Here is a 19,880-nt window from a genome sequence, read left to right as displayed (position 1 = left end):
TTTCCAAAAATACTCAATTTCCCCCGCCCGCCACGTGCGACGGGGTCAGGATATCGCGCAGGAGCGCCACCGGGTGCGCCTTGAGCGAGAGCCGTGTGGCCACGTAATCCTCGACCACCTCCTCGCCCAGGGTCATCCGGGGCAGGTGGGCCGTGGGCTCGTGGATCGCCTCGCCCTCCATGTCGCCGGCGAAGAGGGGCAGGGGTTTGTCGCCGGCCAGCGCGCGGGCCTCCCACAGGGCGTCGCGGCGGGTGAGGCCGAGCGCGGCGAAGGCGTCGGCCTCGGCCAGCCGGGTGAGGGTGGCGGGCGGCACGCCGGCGCGGCGCCAGATGTCGGAGACCTGCGTGTAGCCGTTGCCGCGGGCCGCGGTGATCCAGCCCGCGTCCTCCTCGGACAGGCCCTTGACCTGCCGGAAGCCGAGGCGGAGGGCGAGGGCGCCCCGTTCGTCGGGTTCGAGCACGTTGTCGTAGTAGCTGGATTGCACGCAGACGGGCCGCACCTCGACCCCGTGCTCGCGGGCGTCGCGGACGATCTGGGCCGGGGCGTAAAAGCCCATCGGCTGGGAATTGAGCAGCGCGCAGGCGAAGACGGCGGGGTGGTGGCGCTTGATCCAGGCACTGGCATAGACCAGCAGCGCGAAGGAGGCCGCGTGGCTTTCGGGGAAGCCATAGGAGCCGAAGCCCTCGATCTGGGAAAAGCAGCGTTCGGCGAAGTCGGCATCGTAGCCGTTTTTCGCCATGCCGGAGAGAAAGCGGGTGCGGAATTCGCTGACCGAGCCGTTCTTCTTGAAGGTGGCGAGCGAGCGGCGGAGGCGGTCGGCCTCCTCGGGGGTGAAGCCCGCGCCGGTGATGGCGATCTGCATCGCCTGTTCCTGGAAGAGCGGCACGCCGAGGGTCTTGCCGAGGACCTGGCCCAGCTCGTCGGAGGGGAATTCGACGGCCTCCTCGCCGTTCCGCCTTCGGATATAGGGGTGGACCATGTCGCCCTGGATCGGGCCGGGGCGGATGATGGCGACCTCGATCACGAGGTCGTAGAAGCAGCGCGGCCGCATCCGGGGGAGGAAGTTCATCTGGGCCCGGCTTTCCACCTGGAAGACGCCGATGCTGTCGGCGGCGCAGAGCATGTCGTAGACGACCGGGTCTTCGGGCGGCAGGGTGGCCAGCGTGTAGTTCAGCCCATGGTGCTGTTCGAGCAGGTTGAAGGCCTTGCGGATGCAGGTGAGCATGCCGAGCGCCAGCACGTCGACCTTGAGGATGCCGAGGCTGTCGATATCGTCCTTGTCCCAGCAGATGACGGTGCGGTTTTCCATGGTGGCGTTCTCGATCGGGACCAGTTCGTCGAGCCGCCCCTCGGTGATGACGAAGCCGCCGACGTGTTGGCTGAGGTGGCGGGGGAAGCCCTCGATCTCGCGCATCAGTTCCATGGTCTGGCGCAGGCGGGGGTCGTCTGGGTCGAGGCCGATTTCCTGCAGCCGCTGGCGTTCGAGGTTGCCGGCGGCGAAGAAGCCCCAGAGTTGCGAGGACAGCGCGCCGACGGTGTCTTGGGACAGGCCCATGGCGGCGCCCACCTCGCGGATGGCGCGCTTGCCGCGGTAGTGGATGACCGTGGCGCAGAGGCCGGCGCGGTGGCGGCCGTAGCGCTCGTAGATGTGCTGGATCACCTCCTCGCGGCGTTCGTGTTCGAAATCGACGTCGATGTCGGGCGGCTCGTTCCGGGCCTCGGAGACGAAGCGCTCGAAGACCATTGTGCCGGTTTCGGGCGAGACGCTGGTGACGCCCAGGCAGTAGCAGACCACCGAGTTGGCCGCCGAGCCGCGCCCCTGGCAGAGGATGTCGCGGGAGCGGGCGAAGGCGACCACGTCGTTCACGGTGAGGAAGTAGGGCTCGTATTTCAGCTTGGCGATGAGGGCGAGCTCGTGTTCGAGCATGTTTTTCACCTTCTCGGGCGCGCCGTAGGGGTAGCGCCAGCGCAGGCCTTCATAGGCGAGGCGGCGCAGGCGGCTGGCGGGGGTTTCGCCGTCGGAGAGCTCGCTTGGGTATTCGTAGCGCAGCTCGTCGAGGGAAAAGGCGAGGGTGTCGGCAAGCTCTCCGGTGCGGTGGACGGCGTCCTCGTGGCCGGGGAAGAGGCGGAGCATTTCGGTGTGGGAGCGCAGGCGGCATTCGCCGTTGGCGAGCGCGTCGCGGCCCAGCGCCTCCACCCGGCGGCCGGTGCGGATGGCGGTGAGCACGTCGGCGAGGCGGCGGCGGCGGGCGTGGTGCATCATTGGCGTGGCCGAGGCGATGGTGGGCAGGCCGAGGCGGCGGGCGAGCTCCGCGAGGGTGTCGAAGCGGGCCCGGTCCTGCCCGTCGTAGCGGGGGGACATGAGGAGGTGCATGTCGGCGCCGTAACGGCGGATGAGGCGGCGGGCGCCTCTGGCCCAGTCGCGCCTGTCCTGGCGCCCGGGCGGGTGGAGGAGGAGGGCCATGTGGCCGCCGTTTTCCAGCAGGTCGGCGATGGTCAGGCGGCAGGTGCCCTTCTCGGCGCGCAGACGGCCGGTGCTGATCAGCCGGCAGAGCCGGGCCCAGCCGGTGCGGTCGCGCGGCAGGGCGGTGAGCTCGATCCCCTCGGTCAGGCAGAGGCGGGCGGCGGGGATGAGGCGCGGTGTGTGGGCCCATTCGGGCGGTTGCGGATCGGGGGCGGGCGGGCCGATGGGGCCGTTCTGCGATTCGAGTGCGCGGCGTTCGGCGACCTGGCGGGCGATCTCGCGGGCTTGCGTGTGGGCGCGGACGATGCCGGCCACGGAATTGGTGTCGGCGATGGCGAGCGCCGGCAGGCCGAGAAAGGCCGCCCGGCTTATGTATTCCTCGGGGTGGGAGGCGCCGGTCAGGAAGGTGAAGTTGGAGGTGGCGGAGAGCTCGGTGAACATGATCCGGGGAGTATATTCACGTTTTGTTCTTATTTGGAGTCGTAAGTTGGAGGTATCCGTCCCGGGCCTGACCCGGGACCTCTGGCGGCTGGAGAGGTGAGGCCCCGGCTCGGGGGCCGGGGCGGGGAGAGCTAGGCCACGCCGGCGATCGTCGCGCGGAGGGTGGCGAGGCCGTCGCCCTTTTCGCTGGAGGTCAGGATGATCTCGGGGAAGGCGGCGGGGTGTTTCGCCAGCTTGCCGCGGACCTGTGTCAGCACCGCCTCGCGGTCATTGGCCTTGACCTTGTCGGCCTTGGTCAGCACGCATTGGAAGGTGACGGCGGCGGAATCGAGGAGCGAGAGGATCTCCTTGTCGACCTCCTTGATGCCGTGGCGGGCGTCGATCAGCACGAAGGCGCGGCGCAGGGTGGCGCGGCCGGAGAGGTATTGCTTGAGCAGTGCCTGCCACGCCGCGACCTTGGGCAGGGGGGCGTTGGCATAGCCGTAGCCGGGCAGGTCGACGAGGTAGTGGCTGTCGGCCAGGGCGAAGTAGTTGATTTCCTGCGTGCGGCCCGGCGTGTTGGAGGCGCGGGCGAGCGCCTTGCGGCCCGTGAGCGCGTTGATCAGCGAGGATTTCCCCACGTTCGAGCGCCCGGCGAAGCAGACCTCGGCCCGGTCGGCCGGGGGCAGGCCGGACATGGCGACCACGCCCTTGACGAAATCGACCGGCCCGGCAAAGAGCTTGCGGCCCGTCTCGGAGGCGTGCTGGTCGGGCTCGGGGGCGAGGGGGAAGGGGAGCGCCATCAGAGCGGCTCGACGCTGTCGCCGGTGGCGATCTCGCCGGTCTTGGTGACCACGGCGTAGAGGCCGAAATCCTGGTGGCCGTGGACGGATTTGAGCGCGCCCAGCGTGTCGGCGTCGCGCGCGCCCGTGGCCGGGTTGGCGGTGGTGGCGAGGCAGCGGACGATGGGCTCGCGCACCTCGAGCTCGGCGGTGCCGATGCGGAGGGTCTTGCCGACGAAGTCGAACTCCGACCATGCGGGCAGGCCGGTGAGGTGGATGTTGGCGCGCCAGCGGAGCGGCGAGAGGTCCTGCTCCATCTGTTCGCCCAGCGCGTCGTTCGAGGCGAGGTTGATCAGGCTGATGGAGGGGAAATCGCTGTCGGTCATGCCGCGGCCTTCGACCCGGACGATGCGGGTGGACTGGGCCCGGTTTTCCGGCATGAGCGGGCGGACCCAGTCGAGGAAGGCGCGCGCCTGCGTTTCGGGATCGAAGGTGAGGGCGGGCCGGTCGGGATGGGTGAGGGTGACCGTGCCGGCGGCCTCGTCCGTTCTGGCGTCGATGGCCATCAGGGCGGACACCTTGGCGCCGCGGGAAAACTCGGCGCAGGGAGCCCAGGCCGAGCCGTCGGCGCGGGCCATCTCGTGGGCGACGGCCCAGCGCCGGTCATAGGGCATGGTCTGGCCCTCGGTCAGGGTGACACGGTCGAGTTCCTCGCGCCCGTGGCCCTTGATCGGGTGACGCCAGAGCGCGGCGACCGTGGCCATCACTTGCCCCCGGACTTCTTCGGTTTCTTGGCGTCCTCGGAGGCTTTGGGCTTCTTCTTGAAGCTCGACTTGATGTTGCCGAAGACATCCGGCTTGTAGCCCTGGCTGCGCATGATCAGGTATTGCTGGGCGAAGGTGATGGTGTTGTTCGCGATCCAGTAGAGGACCAGCCCGCTGGCGAAGCTGCCGAGCATGAACATGAACACCCACGGCATCCAGGCGAAGATCATCTGTTGCGTCGGGTCGGTGGGGGCCGGGTTCAGCTTCTGCTGCAGCCACATCGAGATGCCGAGGCCCAGGGGCAGGATGCCGATGAAGATCAGCGCGAGGATCGAGCCGGGTTCCGGCGCGGCCCAGGGCAGCAGGCCCCAGAGGTTGTAGAGCGACGAGGGATCGGGCGCCGAGAGGTCGCGGATCCAGCCGATCCAGGGCGCGTGGCGCAGCTCGAGGGTGACGAAGATCACCTTGTAGAGCGAGAAGAAGATCGGGATCTGTAGGAGGATCGGCAGGCAGCCGGAGGCGGGGTTCACCTTTTCCTTCTTGTAGAGCGCCATCATCTCCTGCTGGAGCTTCTGGCGGTCGTCGCCGGCGCTTTCCTTGATCTTCTCCATCTGCGGCTGGAGTTCCTTCATCTTCGCCATCGAGACGTAGGACTTGTACGCGAGCGGCAGCAGCAGCGCCTTGATGATCAGCGTCAGCGCGATGATCGCCCAGCCCATGTTGCCGATCATGGCATTGAGCCAGTGCAGCACGGCGAAGATCGGCTTGGTCAGGAAGAAGAACCAGCCCCAGTCGATCGAGTCGAGGAATTTCGGGACATCCTGCTCGTTCTGGTAGTCGCGGATGGTGGCCCATTCCTTGGCCCCGGCGAAGACGCGGGTGGAGCTGGTGGCGGTCTCACCGGCGGCGAGGGTGACGGTCGGCTGGCGCGCGGTGGTCTGGTAAATGTCGCGGCGGCCGTCGCGGAAGGTGCTGATCTTGGTGCCGGCACGCTGTTCGGGAATCAGCGTGGTCATCCAGTAGTGATCGGTGAAGCCGGTCCAGGCGGCCTCTTCCACGGCGATGGTTTCGTGGTTCGAGGCAGGCTCGAAATCGTCGTAATCGACCTCGGTCAGTTCGCCGTCGACGATGCGGATGCCGCCCTCGTGCAGGATGAAGAAGTTCTTCAGGTCGGGCGGCGTGCCGTGGCGGGCGAGGATGCCGTAGGGGGCGAGCGACCGGGTGTCGTCGCCGGTGTTCTCGACCGACTGGGTGACGGTGAACATGTACTTGTCGTCGACGCTCATTTCGCGGCGGAAGGTCAGGCCGGCGCCGTTGTCCCAGCTCAGCACGATGGGGCTGTCGGGGGTGAGCGTGCCGTCGCCCTCGAGCTCCCACAGGGTGTTGGCGCCGGGCACCTCGTCGCGGGTCAGGCCGCTGCCGGGGGCCCAGCCGAAGAGCGCGTAATAGGGGTTTTCGCTGCCCACGGGCGAAAGCAGGGTGACGATGTCGGAATCGGGGTCGAGGGTTTCGCGGTAGTCCTTGAGCGCAAGCTGGTCGATGCGGCCGCCGCGGAGCGAGATCGAACCCAGGAGCTCGGGCGTGTCGATCTCGACGCGGGGCGCCTGGTCCTCGGCGGGGGCTTCCTCGGTGGCGGCGGTGGCGGTGCCGGTGTCGGCGCCGGGATCGGCCGAGCCCGGGGCGAGGGCGACATCGCCGGCCTCGTCGGTGACCTGCTGGCCGGTCTGCTGGCTGGTTTCCTGCGTCGTCGTGTCGGCCGTGTCCGTCGCCTCGGGCGGCGGGAACAGCACGAACCACAGCAAGATCACCACGAAGCTGAGCGCGGTTGCAAGGATGAGGTTCTTGTTCTGGTCGTCCATTGCCAGCGGCACCCGTGGTTGAGAAAGTTTGACGGGGTTCAACAGAGTGCGGGACGAAAGGTCAAGGGGATTCAGGGCAATTCGCGGCCGGGTGCGGCCAGATGCCGTGGGCTCAGACCGCGCCCTTGCGCAGGTCGGGCGGAGCCTGGAGCGTGCCGGCCTGGGTGCGCAGCCAGGGCAGGGTGGCCTCGGGCGGCATGGGCCGGGCGATGCCGAACCCCTGCACATGGGCGCATCCAAGCTGGGCCAGGAGCGAGTGTTCGCCCGCGGTTTCGACCCCCTCGGCGAGGGTTTCGAGTTCGAGCTGTTCCGCCATGGTCAGGATGGCCGCGACCATGCGCTGCTGGCGCGGGTCGGTGTCGATGCCGCGCACGAAGGAGCGGTCGATCTTGAGCCGGTCGATGGAAAACCGCTTGAGCGAGGAAATCGAGGCATGGCCGGTGCCGAAATCGTCGAGGTCTATGCAGCAGCCGAGATCGGACAGCCGGCGGATGTTCCGGGCCGTGGCATCATCGGGAGACGTGGAGACGACGGTTTCGAGGATTTCGATCTTGAGGCGGGTGGGCGCGAGGTCGTGGCGGTCGAGTTCCCACGCGACGGTGTCGGCGAGGGCCGGGTCGCGCAGGTCGGTGGGCGAAAAGTTGACGCCGACGCCGGGGATGGTGAAACCCGCCGCTTCCCAGCGGCCGAGCGCCTCGAGCGCGTGGCGCAGCATGATCGCCTGGAGGTTGCCGGTCAGCCCGGCCTTCTCGAGTTGGGGCAGGAACGTGCCGGGCAACAGGACGCCGCGCTGGGGGTGGCACCAGCGCGCCAGAGCCTCGAACCCCGAGACGCGACCGGTGTCGGTGCAGATCTGCGGTTGAAACCAGGCGACGATCTCGCCGCCGTTGAGGGCCTGGGCCACCTCGTCGCAGAGCCGGGCAGGGCGTATCCCGTTCGGCGCGCCGGGACTGTCGGACCGGTGGACGCGAATGGTGGACGGCCCGCGGGCGGACGCCTCGCGCAGGGCCGCGGTGGCCACCGAGGCAAGCCCGGCACCGCGTTCGCCGATGCCGCCGGTCGAAAGGCAGATACCGATGGCGGCGGTGAATCGCGGCTCGTCCGGCGGTTCGTCGGCGGGGTGCTGCGCTTCGCTCTGGAGGCGGGCGGCCAGCTTGCACACGGTGTCGGGCGTCATCGACCGCGGCGGGACCAGGACGATGCCGAAGGTCGCGTTGTCGAGGCGAAAGACCCGGTCGCGGCGGCGCAGGCAGGCGCCCAGCCGTTCGGCCACCCGGTCGGCGGCCCGGCCCGTCACCTCCTCGCCGCGGGAGGCGCAGAGCGCGGCGTGGTTTTCCAGTTCCAGCATCACGCAGGCGGTCATTCCGCCCTGGGAGCGGGCGCGGGCGAGGGCGGTGTCGAGCGCCTCTTCCAGCGAGTCACCGGTGGCGGGCGGTCCGGCGTCGGTGCCCGACGATGACCCGGGCCGGCCGAAGACCCCGGCCAGCACGAGCAGCGCAGGGAAGGCGATCGTCGACCACAGCAGGGCGGGTTCGCCCCCCGCCCAGTAGCCGCCCAGCAACAGGGCCGGCAGCAGGGCCAGCGCCAGCGGCCCGGTCAGCAGATCGGCGAGCCGTCGGCGCAGCAGGGCACAGGTTTGTCGTATGCGTAGAATCATGGACGTTCCCGGTTTGTGCCCGGACGCTACGTCCTGTCGCTCAATTTTTCCTTAACGCAGCTTCGGGGGCGCGTCGGGCCCGTCCTGCAAGCCCGTATCCCCGGCCTCCCGCCGCTGGAGGCCGGCGAAATCGAAGAGGCCCGAATCGAGCAGGTGCGAGGGCCGGGCGTTCATCAGTGACCGGAACATCACCTGTCGGCGGCCGGGGGAATTCCTCTCCCAGCCGTCGAGGATCTGCTTGACCTGCTGGCGCTGGAGCCCGTCCTGCGAGCCGCAGAGGTCGCAGGGGATGATCGGGTAGTTCATGGCCTTGGCGAAGCGCTCGCAATCGGCCTCGGCGACGAAGGAAAGGGGGCGATAGAGGAAGAGGTCGCCCTCTTCGTTGACCAGTTTCGGCGGCATGGTGGCCAGCCGCCCGCCGTGGAAGAGGTTCATGAAGAACGTCTCGAGGATGTCGTCGCGGTGGTGGCCGAGCACCACGGCCGAACAGCCTTCCTCACGGGCGATGCGGTAGAGGTGGCCGCGGCGGAGGCGCGAGCAGAGGGCGCAGTAGGTGCGGCCCTGCGGAACCTTGTCGACGACGACGGAATAGGTGTCCTGGTACTCGATCCGGTGGGGCACGCCCATCTTCTCGAGGAACTCGGGCAGGACGGTGGCGGGGAAGCCGGGCTGGCCCTGGTCGAGGTTGCAGGCCAGCAGCTCGACCGGCAGGAGGCCGCGCCATTTCAGCTCGTAAAGGATGGCCAGCAGGGTGTAGCTGTCCTTGCCGCCGGAGAGGCAGACGAGCCATTTGGCGCCCTTTTCGACCATGCCGAACTGTTCCACCGCCTCGCGCGTCTGGCGCACGATGCGTTTGCGGAGTTTCTTGAACTCGGTGCTTGAGGGGGCGCCCTCGAACAGCGGGTGGATATCGTCGGCGTTGTCGAACATGGGATGGGCCTTAGACCTTCCCGCGCCAACCGGCAAGAGATGTCAGCCGGAGGCGCCGTCCTCGATCAGCGCCCTGAGAATCGCCTTGGCGCTGTCGGAGTTCCAGTGGGCGTCGCCCTGCATGCGGGCGATTTCCTGCCCGTCGCGGTTGAGGATGACGGTGATCGGCAGGCCGAGGATGCCCATCTCGCGCGAGATCTGCATCTTGGGGTCGCGGTGGAGGGGGAGGTTGTCGACGCCGATCTCGTCGAAGAAGGCTTTCATCGCTGGCGGCGGGTTGCGTCCGGTGGCGATGGTGACGACGTCGAAATCGTCGCCGCCCAGTTCGGCCTGAAGCTCGGAGAGCATGGGCATTTCCTTGCGGCAGGGGGCGCACCAGGTGGCCCAGAAGTTCACCACCGCGATCTTGCCCTGGTAATCGGCGAGGGTGCCGGTGCTGCCGTCTTCCATCGTGTAGCTGGCTTGCGAGACCTCCTTCGGCTCGGAATGGAAGGAGAGTTTCTTCATGTCGCCCTCGCGCATCGCGGCGAGCTTGTTCATGTCGGCCGCGGCGGCGTTTGCACCGAGGATCATGCATGTATAAAGGACGAGCGCAGACAGGATTTTCATATTCCCTCCGAAGGGCCAAGACATGACTGACACGACCTCGAACCAGATGTGGGGCGGCCGCTTTGCCGCCGGACCGGACGCGATCATGGAGGCGATCAACGCCTCGATCGGGTTCGACAAGCGTCTGGCGGCACAGGATATCGCCGGTTCGAGGGCCCATGCCGCCATGCTGGCCGCCACGGGCATCGTCAGTGATAAGGATGCCGAGGCGATGAGGGAAGGGCTGCTCACGGTCTTGTCAGAGATCGAAGGGGGCACGTTCGAATTTTCCACCGCGCTGGAGGACATTCACATGAATGTCGAGGCGCGGCTGAAGGAGGTGATCGGCGAGCCGGCCGGGCGGTTGCACACGGGCCGCAGCCGGAACGACCAGGTGGCGACGGATTTCCGGCTTTGGGTGCGCGATCAGCTCGATGCGGCCGAGGCGGGGCTCGTCACGCTCTTGCAAGCGTGCCTCGCGCAGGCGGAGGCCGGGGCGGACTGGGTCATGCCGGGGTTCACGCATCTGCAGGTGGCGCAGCCGGTGACGTGGGGCCATCACATGATGGCCTATGTGGAGATGTTCGGGCGCGACCTGAGCCGGGTGCGCGATGCGCGGAGCCGGATGAACGAATGCCCGCTGGGCGCGGCGGCGCTGGCCGGCACGTCTTTCCCGATCGACCGGGAGATGACGGCGGAGGCGCTGGGGTTTGACCGGCCCTGTGCCAACAGCCTCGATGCGGTGAGCGACCGGGATTTCGCGCTGGAGTTCCTGGGCGTGGCGAGCATATGCGCGATGCACCTGAGCCGGTTCGCCGAGGAGCTGGTGATCTGGTCGTCGGCGCAGTTCCGGTTCGTGGCGCTCTCCGACCGGTTCTCGACCGGCTCGTCGATCATGCCGCAGAAGAAGAACCCCGACGCGGCGGAGCTTCTGCGGGCCAAGGTGGGGCGGATTTTCGGGGCGAACGTGGCGCTGATGACGGTGATGAAGGGGCTCCCGCTGGCCTATTCCAAGGACATGCAGGAGGACAAGGAACAGGTCTTCGACGCGGCCGATCACCTGATGCTGGCGCTGGCGGCGATGGAGGGGATGGTGCGCGACATGACACCGTTGCGCGAGAACCTCGAGGCGGCGGCGGCGACCGGCTTCTCGACGGCGACGGACCTGGCCGACTGGCTGGTGCGCGTGCTGGGCATGCCGTTCCGGGAGGCGCATCACGTGACCGGGTCGCTGGTCGCGATGGCCGAGAAGAAGGGGTGCGACCTGCCCGACCTGAGCCTCGAGGACATGCAATCGGTACACGGGTCGATCACGGGGGATGTATTCGACGTGCTGGGCGTGCATAATTCGGTGGCGTCCCGGACGAGTCTTGGCGGCACGGCGCCGGTGCGCGTGCGCGAACAGATTGCCCGGTGGAAGGAGATCCTGTCATGAAACGCGTCTTCGTTCTTTTGAGCCTTGCGGCGCTGGCGGCCTGTGGCGCCGATGGCGAGCCGATCCAGCCGTCGATGAATGCCAATGTCGGCCTCGGGTCCAACGGGATGAGCGGCGGGGTCGGCGCGGATTTCGTCTCGGGGCGGTTCACGATGGGTGTGGGCACCAGCCTCTGAGGTATTTGGCGGCGATGTGCCGGATGGTCTGGGCCCGTCGGATGCGGTATCGCGGGCCTTGGCCGGGGGATTGAGTATTTTCGGAAAGATGAAACGCAGGGTGTCCTAACCGGCCCAGTCAAGGGGTGTCGGAAGGGCATCGGCCGAGAAATCCATGCGGATCACGCGGCGGGTGTTTTGCTCTTGCGAAGGCAGGGAGCGGTGCAGCGTCAGCATGTTCAGTACCAGCACGTCGCCTGCCGCCGCGGTCGTCATCTCGTGTCTGAATTGGCTCGCCACAGTCTCGGCCTGTGCCGCCGGCACGAGCCCGGCCTCATGGCTGCCAACGGCAATTTCCATCGCGCCGTTGGCGGAAGTGTTCTCGTCCAGGTGCAGCCGGACAAAAAGCATGCGGCGCAGGATCTCGGCCGGTGGTTCGCAATGCCACTGGCCTTGCTTTTCCGACCAGTTGCAGAAGCCGGGTGTTTCGAACCGCTGGCTGACCGCGATGGTTCGGTCCTGATGCCAGGGCACGCCCCAATTGGTACCGGGCCGCTTCTCGAAGGAGACGACGCGCACCAGCCGCATGCCCGGCCAGGTCCGCTGCAGCCTTGAAACGACGTCCAGCCGACGGAGGGATTGCGCGAAAGGCGTCGAATTCGAATGGCGCGCGCCGGGGCGGGCACCGGCCGACCATTTTGTGCGTAGCCGGGCAAGCTCTTCCGGCGAGAGGGCGTTTCTCATCCAGAGCCGCCCTTCCCTCTCGAAAAGCCGTTGTGCCTCGATGACATGCATACTGTTGTCCCGCCGCGATCTGTCCGTGTCACTTCTGTCGAAGTGCGGGCAGGGAGACAAGGTATTGCACAATTGCATTAGCCAAGCGCTCTGCTATGAGGCGGGCTGGAGAAAAAGGGCAGCGGATATGGACCATTTCCTTTACCGTGACGGGGTGCTGCATGCCGAGGATGTGCCTGTGGCCGAGATCGCGGCCGCGGTGGGCACGCCGTTCTACTGCTATTCCACCGCCACGCTGACGCGGCATTTCCGGCTGTTCGACGAGGCGCTCGAAGGCGTGGACCACCTTGTGTGCTACGCGATGAAGGCGGCGAGCAACCAGGCCATCCTTAAGACGCTGGCGGGGCTTGGCGCGGGGATGGACGTGGTCTCGGGCGGGGAATATGCGCGGGCGAAGGCGGCGGGCGTGCCGGGGGAGCGGATCGTGTTCTCGGGCGTCGGCAAGTCGCGCGAGGAGATGCGGCTGGCCATCGAGGGCGGTATCCGGCAGTTCAACGTGGAAAGCGAGCCGGAGCTGCGGGCGCTGAGCGAGGTGGCGGCGGGGCTTGGCGCGACCGTGCCGGTGACGATCCGGGTGAACCCGGACGTGGATGCCAAGACCCATGCCAAGATCGCCACGGGCAAGAGCGAGAACAAGTTCGGCATTCCCATCGCGAAGGCCCGCGAGGTCTATGCCGAGGCCGCGGCCCTGCCGGGGCTGGAGGTGATCGGGGTCGACGTGCATATCGGCAGCCAGCTGACCGAGCTGGAGCCGTTCCGGCTGGCCTATCGGAAGGTGGCGGAACTGACCGAGACGCTCAGGGCCGACGGGCATGATATCCGGCGGCTCGACTTGGGCGGGGGCCTGGGCATTCCCTACACGCGGAGCAACGAGGCGCCGCCGCTGCCGCTGGATTACGGCGCGATGATTCGCGAGGAGGTGGGGCATCTCGGCTGCGAGATCGAGATCGAACCGGGGCGGCTGGTGGTCGGAAATGCCGGAATTCTGGTCAGCCGGGTGATTTACCTGAAAGAGGGCGAGGGGCGGAATTTCCTCATCCTCGACGGGGCGATGAACGACCTGATCCGCCCGGCCATGTACGACGCGTATCACGATATCGTGCCGGTGATAGAGCCGGACGCGGCGGTGGAACAGGCGCCCTATGACATTGTCGGCCCTGTCTGTGAAAGCGGCGACACCTTTGCCAAGGGCCGGATGATGCCGCCCGTGGGCGAGGGGGACCTGGTGGCGTTCCGCAGTGCCGGGGCCTATGGCGCGGTGATGGCGAGCGAGTACAACACGCGGCCCCTGGTGCCGGAAGTTCTGGTGCATGGGCATCAATTTGCCGTCATCAGGGCGCGTCCGACCTTTGACGAGATGATAAATCGAGATACCATTCCGGAGTGGCTGTAAGAGTGCGACAGGTGCGGCAGCCCCCGATCCGGAAGGGAGCATGGCCAGACAGACCCCTCTGACCCCCGTGATGAACCGTTTGCGGCGTCCGCTCAGCCTGACATGGGCCGGGCTGATCGCGGAACGGCTGGTGCGGGCGTTCTGGCCGTTCTGGACGGTGCTGGCGGCGACAGCCGCGGCGCTGATCCTCGGGTTGCAGGACCTGTTGCCGGTCGAGGTGGTCTGGGTCGGCTTCGTGCTGGCCGGGCTGGGCTTGATCGGGTTTGCCATTCACGGCGCGATGCGGTTCCGCTGGCCCAGGCGGCAGGAGGCCGTCGACCGGATGGACAGCGTGATGCCGGGCCGGCCGCTGGCGGCGCTGGGCGACCGGCAGGCCATCGGCGGGGGCGATCCCGCCTCGGAAGCCCTGTGGCAGGCGCATTTGCGGCGCATGGCGGAGCGGGCGAGCGCCGCGAGGGCGGTGGAGCCCGACCTTGCGCTGGCGCCGCGCGATCCGTTCGGGCTGCGCTATGTCGCGTTGCTGGGGCTGGTCGTGGCGCTGCTGTTCGGGTCGGTCATGCGTGTCGGTTCGGTGTCGCAGATGGGGCCGGGGAGCGGCCCGGATATTGCGACGGGCCCTGCCTGGGAAGGCTGGATCGAACCGCCGACCTATACCGGGCTGCCGAGCCTCTATCTCAACGACCAGAAGGGCGAGATCCGGGTGCCGGAGGGCAGCCGGGTGACCGTGCGGCTTTACGGGGAAGTCGGCGCGCTGAGCGTGGCCGAGACCGTCTCGGGCCGGACGGAGGACGTGGGCGCGGCGACGGATACGGAACATTCCTTCGTCATCGTGTCGGACGGCACGCTGAGCATCGACGGGCCGGGCGGCAAGACGTGGACGATCGTGGCGATCCCCGACCGGGAGCCGCAGGTCTCGCTTGTCTCGGAGGGGGCGAAGACGACCTTCGACGGGCAGATGAGCCAGCCGTTCAAAGCCGAGGACGATCACGGCGTTGTGGCGGGCAAGGCGATCTTCCGGCTGGATCTCGACGCGGTGGAGCGGCGTTACGGGCTGGCGACGGAGCCGGAGCCTCGGGAGCCGATCTCGATCGACCTGCCGATGCCGATCACGGGCGACCGGGCGGAGTTTACCGAGACCCTGATCGAGAACCTGTCGCAGCACCCTTGGGCGCACTTGCCGGTGACGCTGGAACTGGAAGTGAGCGACGCGGCCGAGCAGGCCGGGCAGAGCGCGCCGGAGGAGATGAAGCTGCCCGCGCGGCGGTTCTTCGACCCGCTGGCGGCTTCGGTCATCGAGATGCGGCGTGACCTGTTGTGGTCGCGCGACAATGCCAGGCGCGTGGCGCAGGTGCTGCGGGCGGTGTCGCACGCGCCCGAAGAGGGGCTGTTCCGGTCGGAGACGGCCTACCTGCGGCTGCGGGTGATCCTGCGGCGGCTGGAGACGCTGACGGCGCATGACAGCCTGACGACCGAGGCGCGGGACGAGGTGGCGCAAGCGTTGTGGGACCTGGCGCTGGTGCTGGAGGATGGCGATATCGGCGACGCGCTGGAGCGGATGCGCGAGGCGCAGGAGCGCCTGAGCGAAGCGATGCGCAATGGCGCCAGCGAGGACGAGATCGCCCGGCTGATGCAGGAGCTGCGGGATGCCACGCAGGATTACCTGCGGCAGAAGTCGCAGCAGGCGCAGCGGGATAGAGAGCAGCAGCAGGGCGACCAGCAGCTATCCGAGAACATGATGATGCTGAACCAGCAGGATCTGCAGGACATGATGGACCGGATCCAGGAGCTGATGGAGGAAGGGCGTTACGCCGAGGCCGAACAAGCGCTGCAGGAATTCCAGGAGATGATGGAGAACCTGCGGATCACCGAGGGCCAGCAGGGCCAGCAGGGGGACAACCCGGGGCAGGAGGCGATGGAAGGGCTGGCCGAGACGCTGCGCGATCAGCAGGGCCTGTCGGACCAGGCGTTCCGCGACCTGCAGGAGCAGTTCAACCCCAACTCGCAGCAGGGCCAGTCGCAGCAGAACGAGGGCCGCGACGGCTCGCAGGGGCGGGGCCAGAGCCACCAGCAGGGTCAGGGCGACCAGCAGGGCCAGGGCAACCAGCCCGGCCAGCAGCAGGGCCAGAACGGACAACAGGGCCAGCAGGGCACGCTTGCCGACCGGCAGGAGGCGCTGCGGCGCGAGCTGGAGCGGCAGCGCGGCAACTTGCCCGGCGCCGGCAGCGAGGCGGGCGAGGCGGCGCGCGAGTCGCTTGACCGGGCCGACCAGGCGATGCGGGGGGCCGAGGACGCGCTGCGGCAGGATGACCTGGCCGAGGCGATCGACCGGCAGTCGGAAGCGATGGAAGCGCTGCGCGAGGGGATGCGGAACCTTGGCGAGGCGATGGCCGAGAACAACCAGACGCAAGGCGCGCAGGGCCAGGCCCGCGGCCAGTTCGGCGACCAGCAGAACGACCCGCTTGGCCGGGCCCCCGGGCAGGGCTCGCAGGTGGGCACGCAGGACAACCTGTTGCAGGGCGAGGATGTCTATCGCCGGGCGCGGGAATTGCTGGACGAGATCCGCCGGCGCTCGGGCGAGGGCGAGCGGCCGGACGTGGAGCTGGAATATCTCAAGCGGCTGCTGGAGCGGTTCTGAGGCCGGGCGGGAAAGCCTGCCGGCCGTCCCGTTCCGGGCCCCTTACCCGCCAATCATCTCCTGAACCTGTGCCACGAGGGGCGCGACCGCCTCGTTGAGCTGGGCGCGCCAGCCGTTCACCGTTTCGACGTATGCGACCAGCGGATCGGCCGTGGCCGGGATGGTTTCGGCGATCTGCGGCGAGAAGATGTAGACGGCGGTGGCGAGGATCGCCAGCAACACGGCCAGGCGCAGGCCACGGCGGAAACCGCCCGTCGAACGCTCGGGCGTGGTCACCCGGGATCCGTCACGGGCGGAAAGGTCTTCCCGGACGGCGGGCTGGGCCGAGGCGATGGTGGAGTTGACGTCGTCGATATCCGGCAGAAGGCCGCGGCGGGTTGCGGGGTCTATATCCTCGTCCTCGGCCGGGTCGGCCTGCGGGGACGAGACGCCGCGCAGGCGGGCCATGCGGGCCTTGGCCTGGTCCGAGCGGCGGTTGCTGTCGTCATGTGCCCCGTCGAGCCCCAGGTCGGGCTGCATTTCCAGCCCGCCCTTTTCCGCTGCCCGGGCCTGTTTCTCGCGCGAGGCCTCCTCGCGCAGGACGCTGGCGATCTCGGGGTCGAGCTCGCGCCGGGAGGGGGTTTCCTCTGCCGGCGTGGCGGTCAGGTCGTCCGCTTCGTCGTCGTCGACCTCGACCCAGTCGGGTTCGTCAAATTCCTCGGTCTCGGCGGTGTCATCGGCCTCGGCCGGCGCTTCGGGGGCTGTCTCATGGGGGTGATCGGGGTGGGTCTGAAACCAGGTGTCCCCGCAATTGGAACATTGTACGTCACGCCCGCTTTCCGGAACGACTTCGTCCGGTACCTCGTACTGTGCCCCGCAATTCGGGCAAATGAGCCTCATTTCGCCATCCGTTGCCTGATCCCCGGCAGCCGCCTTTTTCCGTCCGGCGGTCCGCTTGACCTTATGTGTAACGGCTGGATCGTGAAAGAGCAAAGCAATTTGGGGCGGTTACCGTTGCACTGCCCCATGCCTTGGGGCATGAAAGGGCTGTTTCGCAAAGGGGCAGGCTTTGATCGAGCTCGAGAACGTGGCCTACAATTACGGCGGGGGAGAGTTGCTGAGTGAGATATCGCTCAAGCTGCAGCCCGGGTCGTTTCATTTCCTGACCGGGCCGTCGGGGGCGGGCAAGACGACGCTGCTGAAGCTGTGCTACGGGGCGCTTCTGCCCACGTCGGGGCAGGTGCGGCTGTTCACCTCGGACGTGCGCGACATGGAGCGGGACGATATCGCGCTGGCGCGGCGGCGGATCGGGGTGGTGCACCAGGATTGCCAGTTCCTCGACCACCTGACGGTGTCGGACAATATCGCGCTGCCGCTGATGGTGGCCGGGCGCGACCTGCTGGCCGAGGGGGCGAACCTGAAGGAGCTGACCAGCTGGGTGGGCCTGACGGCGCGGGCGGGTGCCTTGCCGCCGGAGCTGTCGGGCGGCGAGCGGCAGAGGGCGGCGCTTGCCCGGGCGGTGATCATGTCGCCCGACGTGGTGCTGGCGGACGAGCCCACGGGCAACATCGACTGGGACATGTCGCAGCGCCTTCTGCGGCTGCTGATCGAGCTGAACCGGATGGGCAAGACGATCATGGTGGCGACCCATGACCTTGCGCTGATCCGGGCGGCAAAGACCCATGTGCAGGCGCGCGTGCTGCGGATTTCCAACCGGCGGCTGCAACTGGCGGGGGCGGACCTTTGAAGGCGGTGCTGAGCCAGGTGACCGAGTTCCTTGTCGGCGACACGCAGGCCGACCGGGTGGTGCCGCCCACGGGGTTCACCGCGACGCTGACCCTGTTCAGCGCGGCGGCGATGGCGTTCCTTGCGGTTTTCGCGCTGGCCCTGTCGCTGGCGACCGGGCGACTGGCGGACCAGTGGGGTGCGGAGCTGGCGCGGAGTTCGACGATCCGCATCTCGGCGCCCGACGGCCAGCTTGCGGCCCAGACCGAGGCGGCGCTGAAGGTGCTGGAGACCACGAAGGGCGTCGACACGGCCCGCGCGCTGAGCTCGGAGGAGCAGCAGGCGCTGCTGGAGCCGTGGTTCGGGCCCGACCTGCCGGTCGACACGCTGCCCATTCCGCAGCTCATCGAGGTGATCGAGACCGAGGAGGGCTATGATGCCGAGGGGCTGCGCCTGCGGCTGGCGGCGGAGGCGCCGGGTGCGGTGCTGGACGATCACACCCGCTGGCGGCGGCCGCTGGTGCGGGCGGCGAGCCGGCTGCGGATGCTGGGCTGGGCGTCGATCCTGCTGATCGGGGCGGCGACGGCGGCGATGATCACGCTGGCCGCGAACGCGGCGCTGGCGGCCAACACGCAGGTGATCAGCGTGCTGCGGCTGGTGGGGGCGCGGGATTCTTACATCGCGCAGGCCTTCGAGCGGCGGTTCACCCTTCGGGCGCTGACCGGGGCGGGGATCGGCATGGTGCTGGGCATGGTGGCGATTGCGCTGCTTCCGTCGGCACAGCCCGAGGGCGGGTTCCTGACCGGGCTGGGGTTCCAGGGGTGGCATTGGCTCTGGCCGCTGACCATTCCGATCCTGGCCGGGCTCGTGGCCTTTGGCGCGACGCGGGCCGCCGCGCGGAAAACCTTGCGTGACATGCCATGAGAGACGCGGTTCAATGGGTTCGGTCGCTGGTCTTCATCGTCAACATCTATGCGATGATGGGGATCATGGGGGTCGTGTTCTTCCCGTGGGCGCTGTTCAGCCGGAAGGGTGCGCTGACCGCCTGCCACACCTGGTGCCGCTGGGTGCGGTGGACGGCGCGCTGGATGGTGGGCATCCGCACCGAGGTGCGCGGCACGCCGCCCACCGACGAGGTGCTGATCGCCGCGAAGCACCAGTCGTTCCTGGATATCATCCTGATTTTCGGCAGCGTGCCCGCCGGCAAGTTCATCATGAAGCGCGAGCTGATGTGGGCGCCGGTGATCGGGCAGTACGCGCTCAAGATCGGCTGTGTGCCGGTCGACCGGGGCAAGCGGAGCCAGGCCATCAAGAAGATGGTGCGCGACGTGGCCAAGGGGCGCCAGCAGCCCGGGCAGCTGATCATCTACCCGCAGGGCACCCGGATCGCGCCGGGGGTGCAGGCGCCGTTCAAGATCGGCTCGGGCGTGCTTTACGAGGAGCTGGGGCAGGATTGCGTACCGGCGGCCACCAACGTGGGGTTGTTCTGGCCGCGCATGGGCATCCTGCGCAAGCCGGGGCTGGCGGTGGTGGAGTTCCTGCCGCGGATCGAGGCGGGGCTCGACAAGGGCACGTTCATGGCGCGGCTGGCGGACGAGGTCGAGGAGGCCTCGAACCGGTTGATGACGGAGGCGGGGTTCGATGCGGAAAATCGAGACAGTTGAGGCGCTTGCAGCGCTCTATGACGAGGCGGTGCCGGGGGCGATCGTGAAGGTGGCCGACCGGCTGACGCCGCTCTACCGGGAGTGGATCGAGGGGTCGCGCTTCTGCATCCTGTCGACGGTCGGCCGGGAGGGCGTGCATGGCAGCCCGCGCGGCGATGACGGCCCGGTGGTGCGGGTCGAGGACGCGAAAACGCTGATGATGCCCGACTGGCGCGGGAACAACCGGCTGGATTGCCTGAAGGACATCGTCGAGGACGGGCGGGTGGCGCTGCTGTTCCTGGTGCCGGGGTCGAACACCACGGTGCGGGTGAACGGGCGCGCGGTGCTGACCGATGACGAGGGGTTGAGGCAGAGCTTTGCGCACAAGTCGATCCTGCCGGCGACGGTGATCGTGATCGAGGTGGCCGAGGTGTACACCCAATGCGCCAAGGCCTTGCTGCGCTCGCGTCTTTGGACGCGGGACGATCGCGACACGGTGCCGACGGTGGGGCAGATCCTGGCGGACATGTCGGATGGCGAGATGGGCGGCGCGGCCTATGACCGGGATTACGAGAAGAACGCCGCGCCGCGCATGTGGTAGGCCGCGCGTCGGCCCCTTTCAGGCCCGCCGCGCATTTTTCTGCGACGGAAGTTTC

17 protein-coding genes are annotated in these 19,880 nt (G+C 68.1%); 8 read left to right on the top strand and 9 right to left on the bottom strand.

What is annotated here, in order from left to right; genetic code table 11:
• Window positions 1-13 precede the first annotated feature (13 nt).
• The 7 genes from ACO07J_RS01440 to ACO07J_RS01410 form a co-directional block, all read right to left on the bottom strand.
• Entirely contained in the window at window positions 14-2,905 is a 2,892-nt protein-coding gene (locus ACO07J_RS01440) for an error-prone DNA polymerase (protein WP_422025600.1), read from the bottom strand.
• Between the two features lie 131 nt (window positions 2,906-3,036).
• A complete protein-coding gene (yihA, locus tag ACO07J_RS01435; RefSeq protein ID WP_422025598.1) occupies window positions 3,037-3,687 on the bottom strand; it encodes a ribosome biogenesis GTP-binding protein YihA/YsxC in 651 nt (216 codons plus the stop codon).
• Window positions 3,687-4,430 carry an MOSC domain-containing protein gene (locus ACO07J_RS01430; RefSeq protein ID WP_422025596.1) on the bottom strand — a complete coding sequence of 248 codons (744 nt, stop codon included), beginning with the start codon at window positions 4,428-4,430 and terminating at the stop codon, window positions 3,687-3,689. The genes yihA and ACO07J_RS01430 overlap by 1 nt, the downstream gene beginning before the upstream one ends.
• Window positions 4,430-6,289, bottom strand: a complete 1,860-nt coding sequence (gene yidC / locus ACO07J_RS01425; RefSeq protein ID WP_422025594.1) for a membrane protein insertase YidC — start codon at window positions 6,287-6,289, stop codon at window positions 4,430-4,432. The genes ACO07J_RS01430 and yidC overlap by 1 nt, the downstream gene beginning before the upstream one ends.
• Before the next feature lie 112 nt (window positions 6,290-6,401).
• The gene (locus tag ACO07J_RS01420) at window positions 6,402-7,946 is read right to left on the bottom strand and encodes a putative bifunctional diguanylate cyclase/phosphodiesterase (RefSeq protein ID WP_422025592.1); all 1,545 of its coding nucleotides are present in this window, start codon (window positions 7,944-7,946) and stop codon (window positions 6,402-6,404) included.
• A 51-nt stretch (window positions 7,947-7,997) separates the two neighbouring features.
• A complete protein-coding gene (gene ttcA, locus ACO07J_RS01415) occupies window positions 7,998-8,876 on the bottom strand; it encodes a tRNA 2-thiocytidine(32) synthetase TtcA (RefSeq protein WP_422025590.1) in 879 nt (292 codons plus the stop codon).
• 42 nt (window positions 8,877-8,918) lie between these two features.
• Window positions 8,919-9,485 (bottom strand): TlpA disulfide reductase family protein, encoded by a 567-nt coding sequence (locus tag ACO07J_RS01410; RefSeq protein WP_422025588.1) that lies wholly within the window; start codon window positions 9,483-9,485, stop codon window positions 8,919-8,921.
• A gap of 22 nt (window positions 9,486-9,507) precedes the next feature.
• On the opposite strand from ACO07J_RS01410, the gene argH reads away from it, so the two are divergent.
• Entirely contained in the window at window positions 9,508-10,899 is a 1,392-nt protein-coding gene (argH, locus tag ACO07J_RS01405) for an argininosuccinate lyase (protein WP_422025586.1), read from the top strand.
• Window positions 10,896-11,075: an argininosuccinate lyase gene (locus tag ACO07J_RS01400; RefSeq protein ID WP_422025584.1), complete on the top strand. Its 180-nt coding sequence runs from the start codon at window positions 10,896-10,898 to the stop codon at window positions 11,073-11,075. The genes argH and ACO07J_RS01400 overlap by 4 nt, the downstream gene beginning before the upstream one ends.
• Window positions 11,076-11,180: 105 nt before the next feature.
• On the opposite strand, the gene ACO07J_RS01395 is transcribed toward ACO07J_RS01400, so the two are convergent.
• A complete protein-coding gene (locus ACO07J_RS01395; RefSeq protein ID WP_422025582.1) occupies window positions 11,181-11,849 on the bottom strand; it encodes a phytanoyl-CoA dioxygenase family protein in 669 nt (222 codons plus the stop codon).
• A gap of 127 nt (window positions 11,850-11,976) precedes the next feature.
• Here ACO07J_RS01395 and lysA point away from each other — a divergent pair, with 127 nt between their 5' ends.
• Both lysA and ACO07J_RS01385 read left to right on the top strand, forming a co-directional pair.
• On the top strand, window positions 11,977-13,242 hold the full coding sequence (gene lysA, locus ACO07J_RS01390; RefSeq protein ID WP_422025580.1) for a diaminopimelate decarboxylase: 1,266 nt from the start codon (window positions 11,977-11,979) through the stop codon (window positions 13,240-13,242).
• 40 nt (window positions 13,243-13,282) lie between these two features.
• Complete coding sequence (locus ACO07J_RS01385; protein WP_422025579.1) at window positions 13,283-15,877, top strand: TIGR02302 family protein; 2,595 nt, start codon at window positions 13,283-13,285, stop codon at window positions 15,875-15,877.
• Window positions 15,878-15,919: 42 nt separating this feature from the next.
• Here ACO07J_RS01385 and ACO07J_RS01380 read toward each other — a convergent pair whose 3' ends face one another.
• Entirely contained in the window at window positions 15,920-16,756 is an 837-nt protein-coding gene (locus ACO07J_RS01380; protein WP_422025577.1) for a zinc-ribbon domain-containing protein, read from the bottom strand.
• A 169-nt stretch (window positions 16,757-16,925) separates the two neighbouring features.
• Here ACO07J_RS01380 and ACO07J_RS01375 point away from each other — a divergent pair, with 169 nt between their 5' ends.
• From ACO07J_RS01375 to ACO07J_RS01360, 4 genes are read left to right on the top strand one after another with little or no spacing between them, the layout of a single operon-like run.
• Window positions 16,926-17,603: a cell division ATP-binding protein FtsE gene (locus ACO07J_RS01375; RefSeq protein WP_422025575.1), complete on the top strand. Its 678-nt coding sequence runs from the start codon at window positions 16,926-16,928 to the stop codon at window positions 17,601-17,603.
• Window positions 17,600-18,505 carry a cell division protein FtsX gene (locus tag ACO07J_RS01370; RefSeq protein WP_422025573.1) on the top strand — a complete coding sequence of 302 codons (906 nt, stop codon included), beginning with the start codon at window positions 17,600-17,602 and terminating at the stop codon, window positions 18,503-18,505. Before ACO07J_RS01375 ends, ACO07J_RS01370 begins: the two co-directional genes overlap by 4 nt.
• The gene (locus ACO07J_RS01365) at window positions 18,502-19,245 is read left to right on the top strand and encodes a lysophospholipid acyltransferase family protein (RefSeq protein ID WP_422025571.1); all 744 of its coding nucleotides are present in this window, start codon (window positions 18,502-18,504) and stop codon (window positions 19,243-19,245) included. The genes ACO07J_RS01370 and ACO07J_RS01365 overlap by 4 nt, the downstream gene beginning before the upstream one ends.
• Window positions 19,223-19,825, top strand: a complete 603-nt coding sequence (locus ACO07J_RS01360) for a pyridoxamine 5'-phosphate oxidase family protein (RefSeq protein WP_422025569.1) — start codon at window positions 19,223-19,225, stop codon at window positions 19,823-19,825. Before ACO07J_RS01365 ends, ACO07J_RS01360 begins: the two co-directional genes overlap by 23 nt.
• Window positions 19,826-19,880: the final 55 nt, after the last annotated feature.

Origin of the sequence: Roseovarius sp. (assembly GCF_965228755.1) — a bacterium.
Lineage (GTDB): Bacteria > Pseudomonadota > Alphaproteobacteria > Rhodobacterales > Rhodobacteraceae > Roseovarius.
This window is presented reverse-complemented; position numbering and strand designations above follow the sequence as displayed.

What these genes read in the sequence shown, in the direction of transcription:
- ACO07J_RS01385 (WP_422025579.1), top strand. Translation starts at nt 13,283, where the DNA reads ATGGCCAGACAGACCCCTCTGACCCCCGTGATGAACCGTTTGCGGCGT.
- lysA (WP_422025580.1), top strand. Translation starts at nt 11,977, where the DNA reads ATGGACCATTTCCTTTACCGTGACGGGGTGCTGCATGCCGAGGATGTG.
- ACO07J_RS01395 (WP_422025582.1), bottom strand. Translation starts at nt 11,849, where the DNA reads ATGCATGTCATCGAGGCACAACGGCTTTTCGAGAGGGAAGGGCGGCTC.
- ACO07J_RS01400 (WP_422025584.1), top strand. Translation starts at nt 10,896, where the DNA reads ATGAAACGCGTCTTCGTTCTTTTGAGCCTTGCGGCGCTGGCGGCCTGT.
- ACO07J_RS01410 (WP_422025588.1), bottom strand. Translation starts at nt 9,485, where the DNA reads ATGAAAATCCTGTCTGCGCTCGTCCTTTATACATGCATGATCCTCGGT.
- yihA (WP_422025598.1), bottom strand. Translation starts at nt 3,687, where the DNA reads ATGGCGCTCCCCTTCCCCCTCGCCCCCGAGCCCGACCAGCACGCCTCC.
- ACO07J_RS01360 (WP_422025569.1), top strand. Translation starts at nt 19,223, where the DNA reads ATGCGGAAAATCGAGACAGTTGAGGCGCTTGCAGCGCTCTATGACGAG.
- ACO07J_RS01440 (WP_422025600.1), bottom strand. Translation starts at nt 2,905, where the DNA reads ATGTTCACCGAGCTCTCCGCCACCTCCAACTTCACCTTCCTGACCGGC.
- ACO07J_RS01430 (WP_422025596.1), bottom strand. Translation starts at nt 4,430, where the DNA reads ATGGCCACGGTCGCCGCGCTCTGGCGTCACCCGATCAAGGGCCACGGG.
- ACO07J_RS01420 (WP_422025592.1), bottom strand. Translation starts at nt 7,946, where the DNA reads ATGATTCTACGCATACGACAAACCTGTGCCCTGCTGCGCCGACGGCTC.
- yidC (WP_422025594.1), bottom strand. Translation starts at nt 6,289, where the DNA reads ATGGACGACCAGAACAAGAACCTCATCCTTGCAACCGCGCTCAGCTTC.
- ACO07J_RS01380 (WP_422025577.1), bottom strand. Translation starts at nt 16,756, where the DNA reads ATGAGGCTCATTTGCCCGAATTGCGGGGCACAGTACGAGGTACCGGAC.
- ACO07J_RS01365 (WP_422025571.1), top strand. Translation starts at nt 18,502, where the DNA reads ATGAGAGACGCGGTTCAATGGGTTCGGTCGCTGGTCTTCATCGTCAAC.
- ttcA (WP_422025590.1), bottom strand. Translation starts at nt 8,876, where the DNA reads ATGTTCGACAACGCCGACGATATCCACCCGCTGTTCGAGGGCGCCCCC.
- argH (WP_422025586.1), top strand. Translation starts at nt 9,508, where the DNA reads ATGACTGACACGACCTCGAACCAGATGTGGGGCGGCCGCTTTGCCGCC.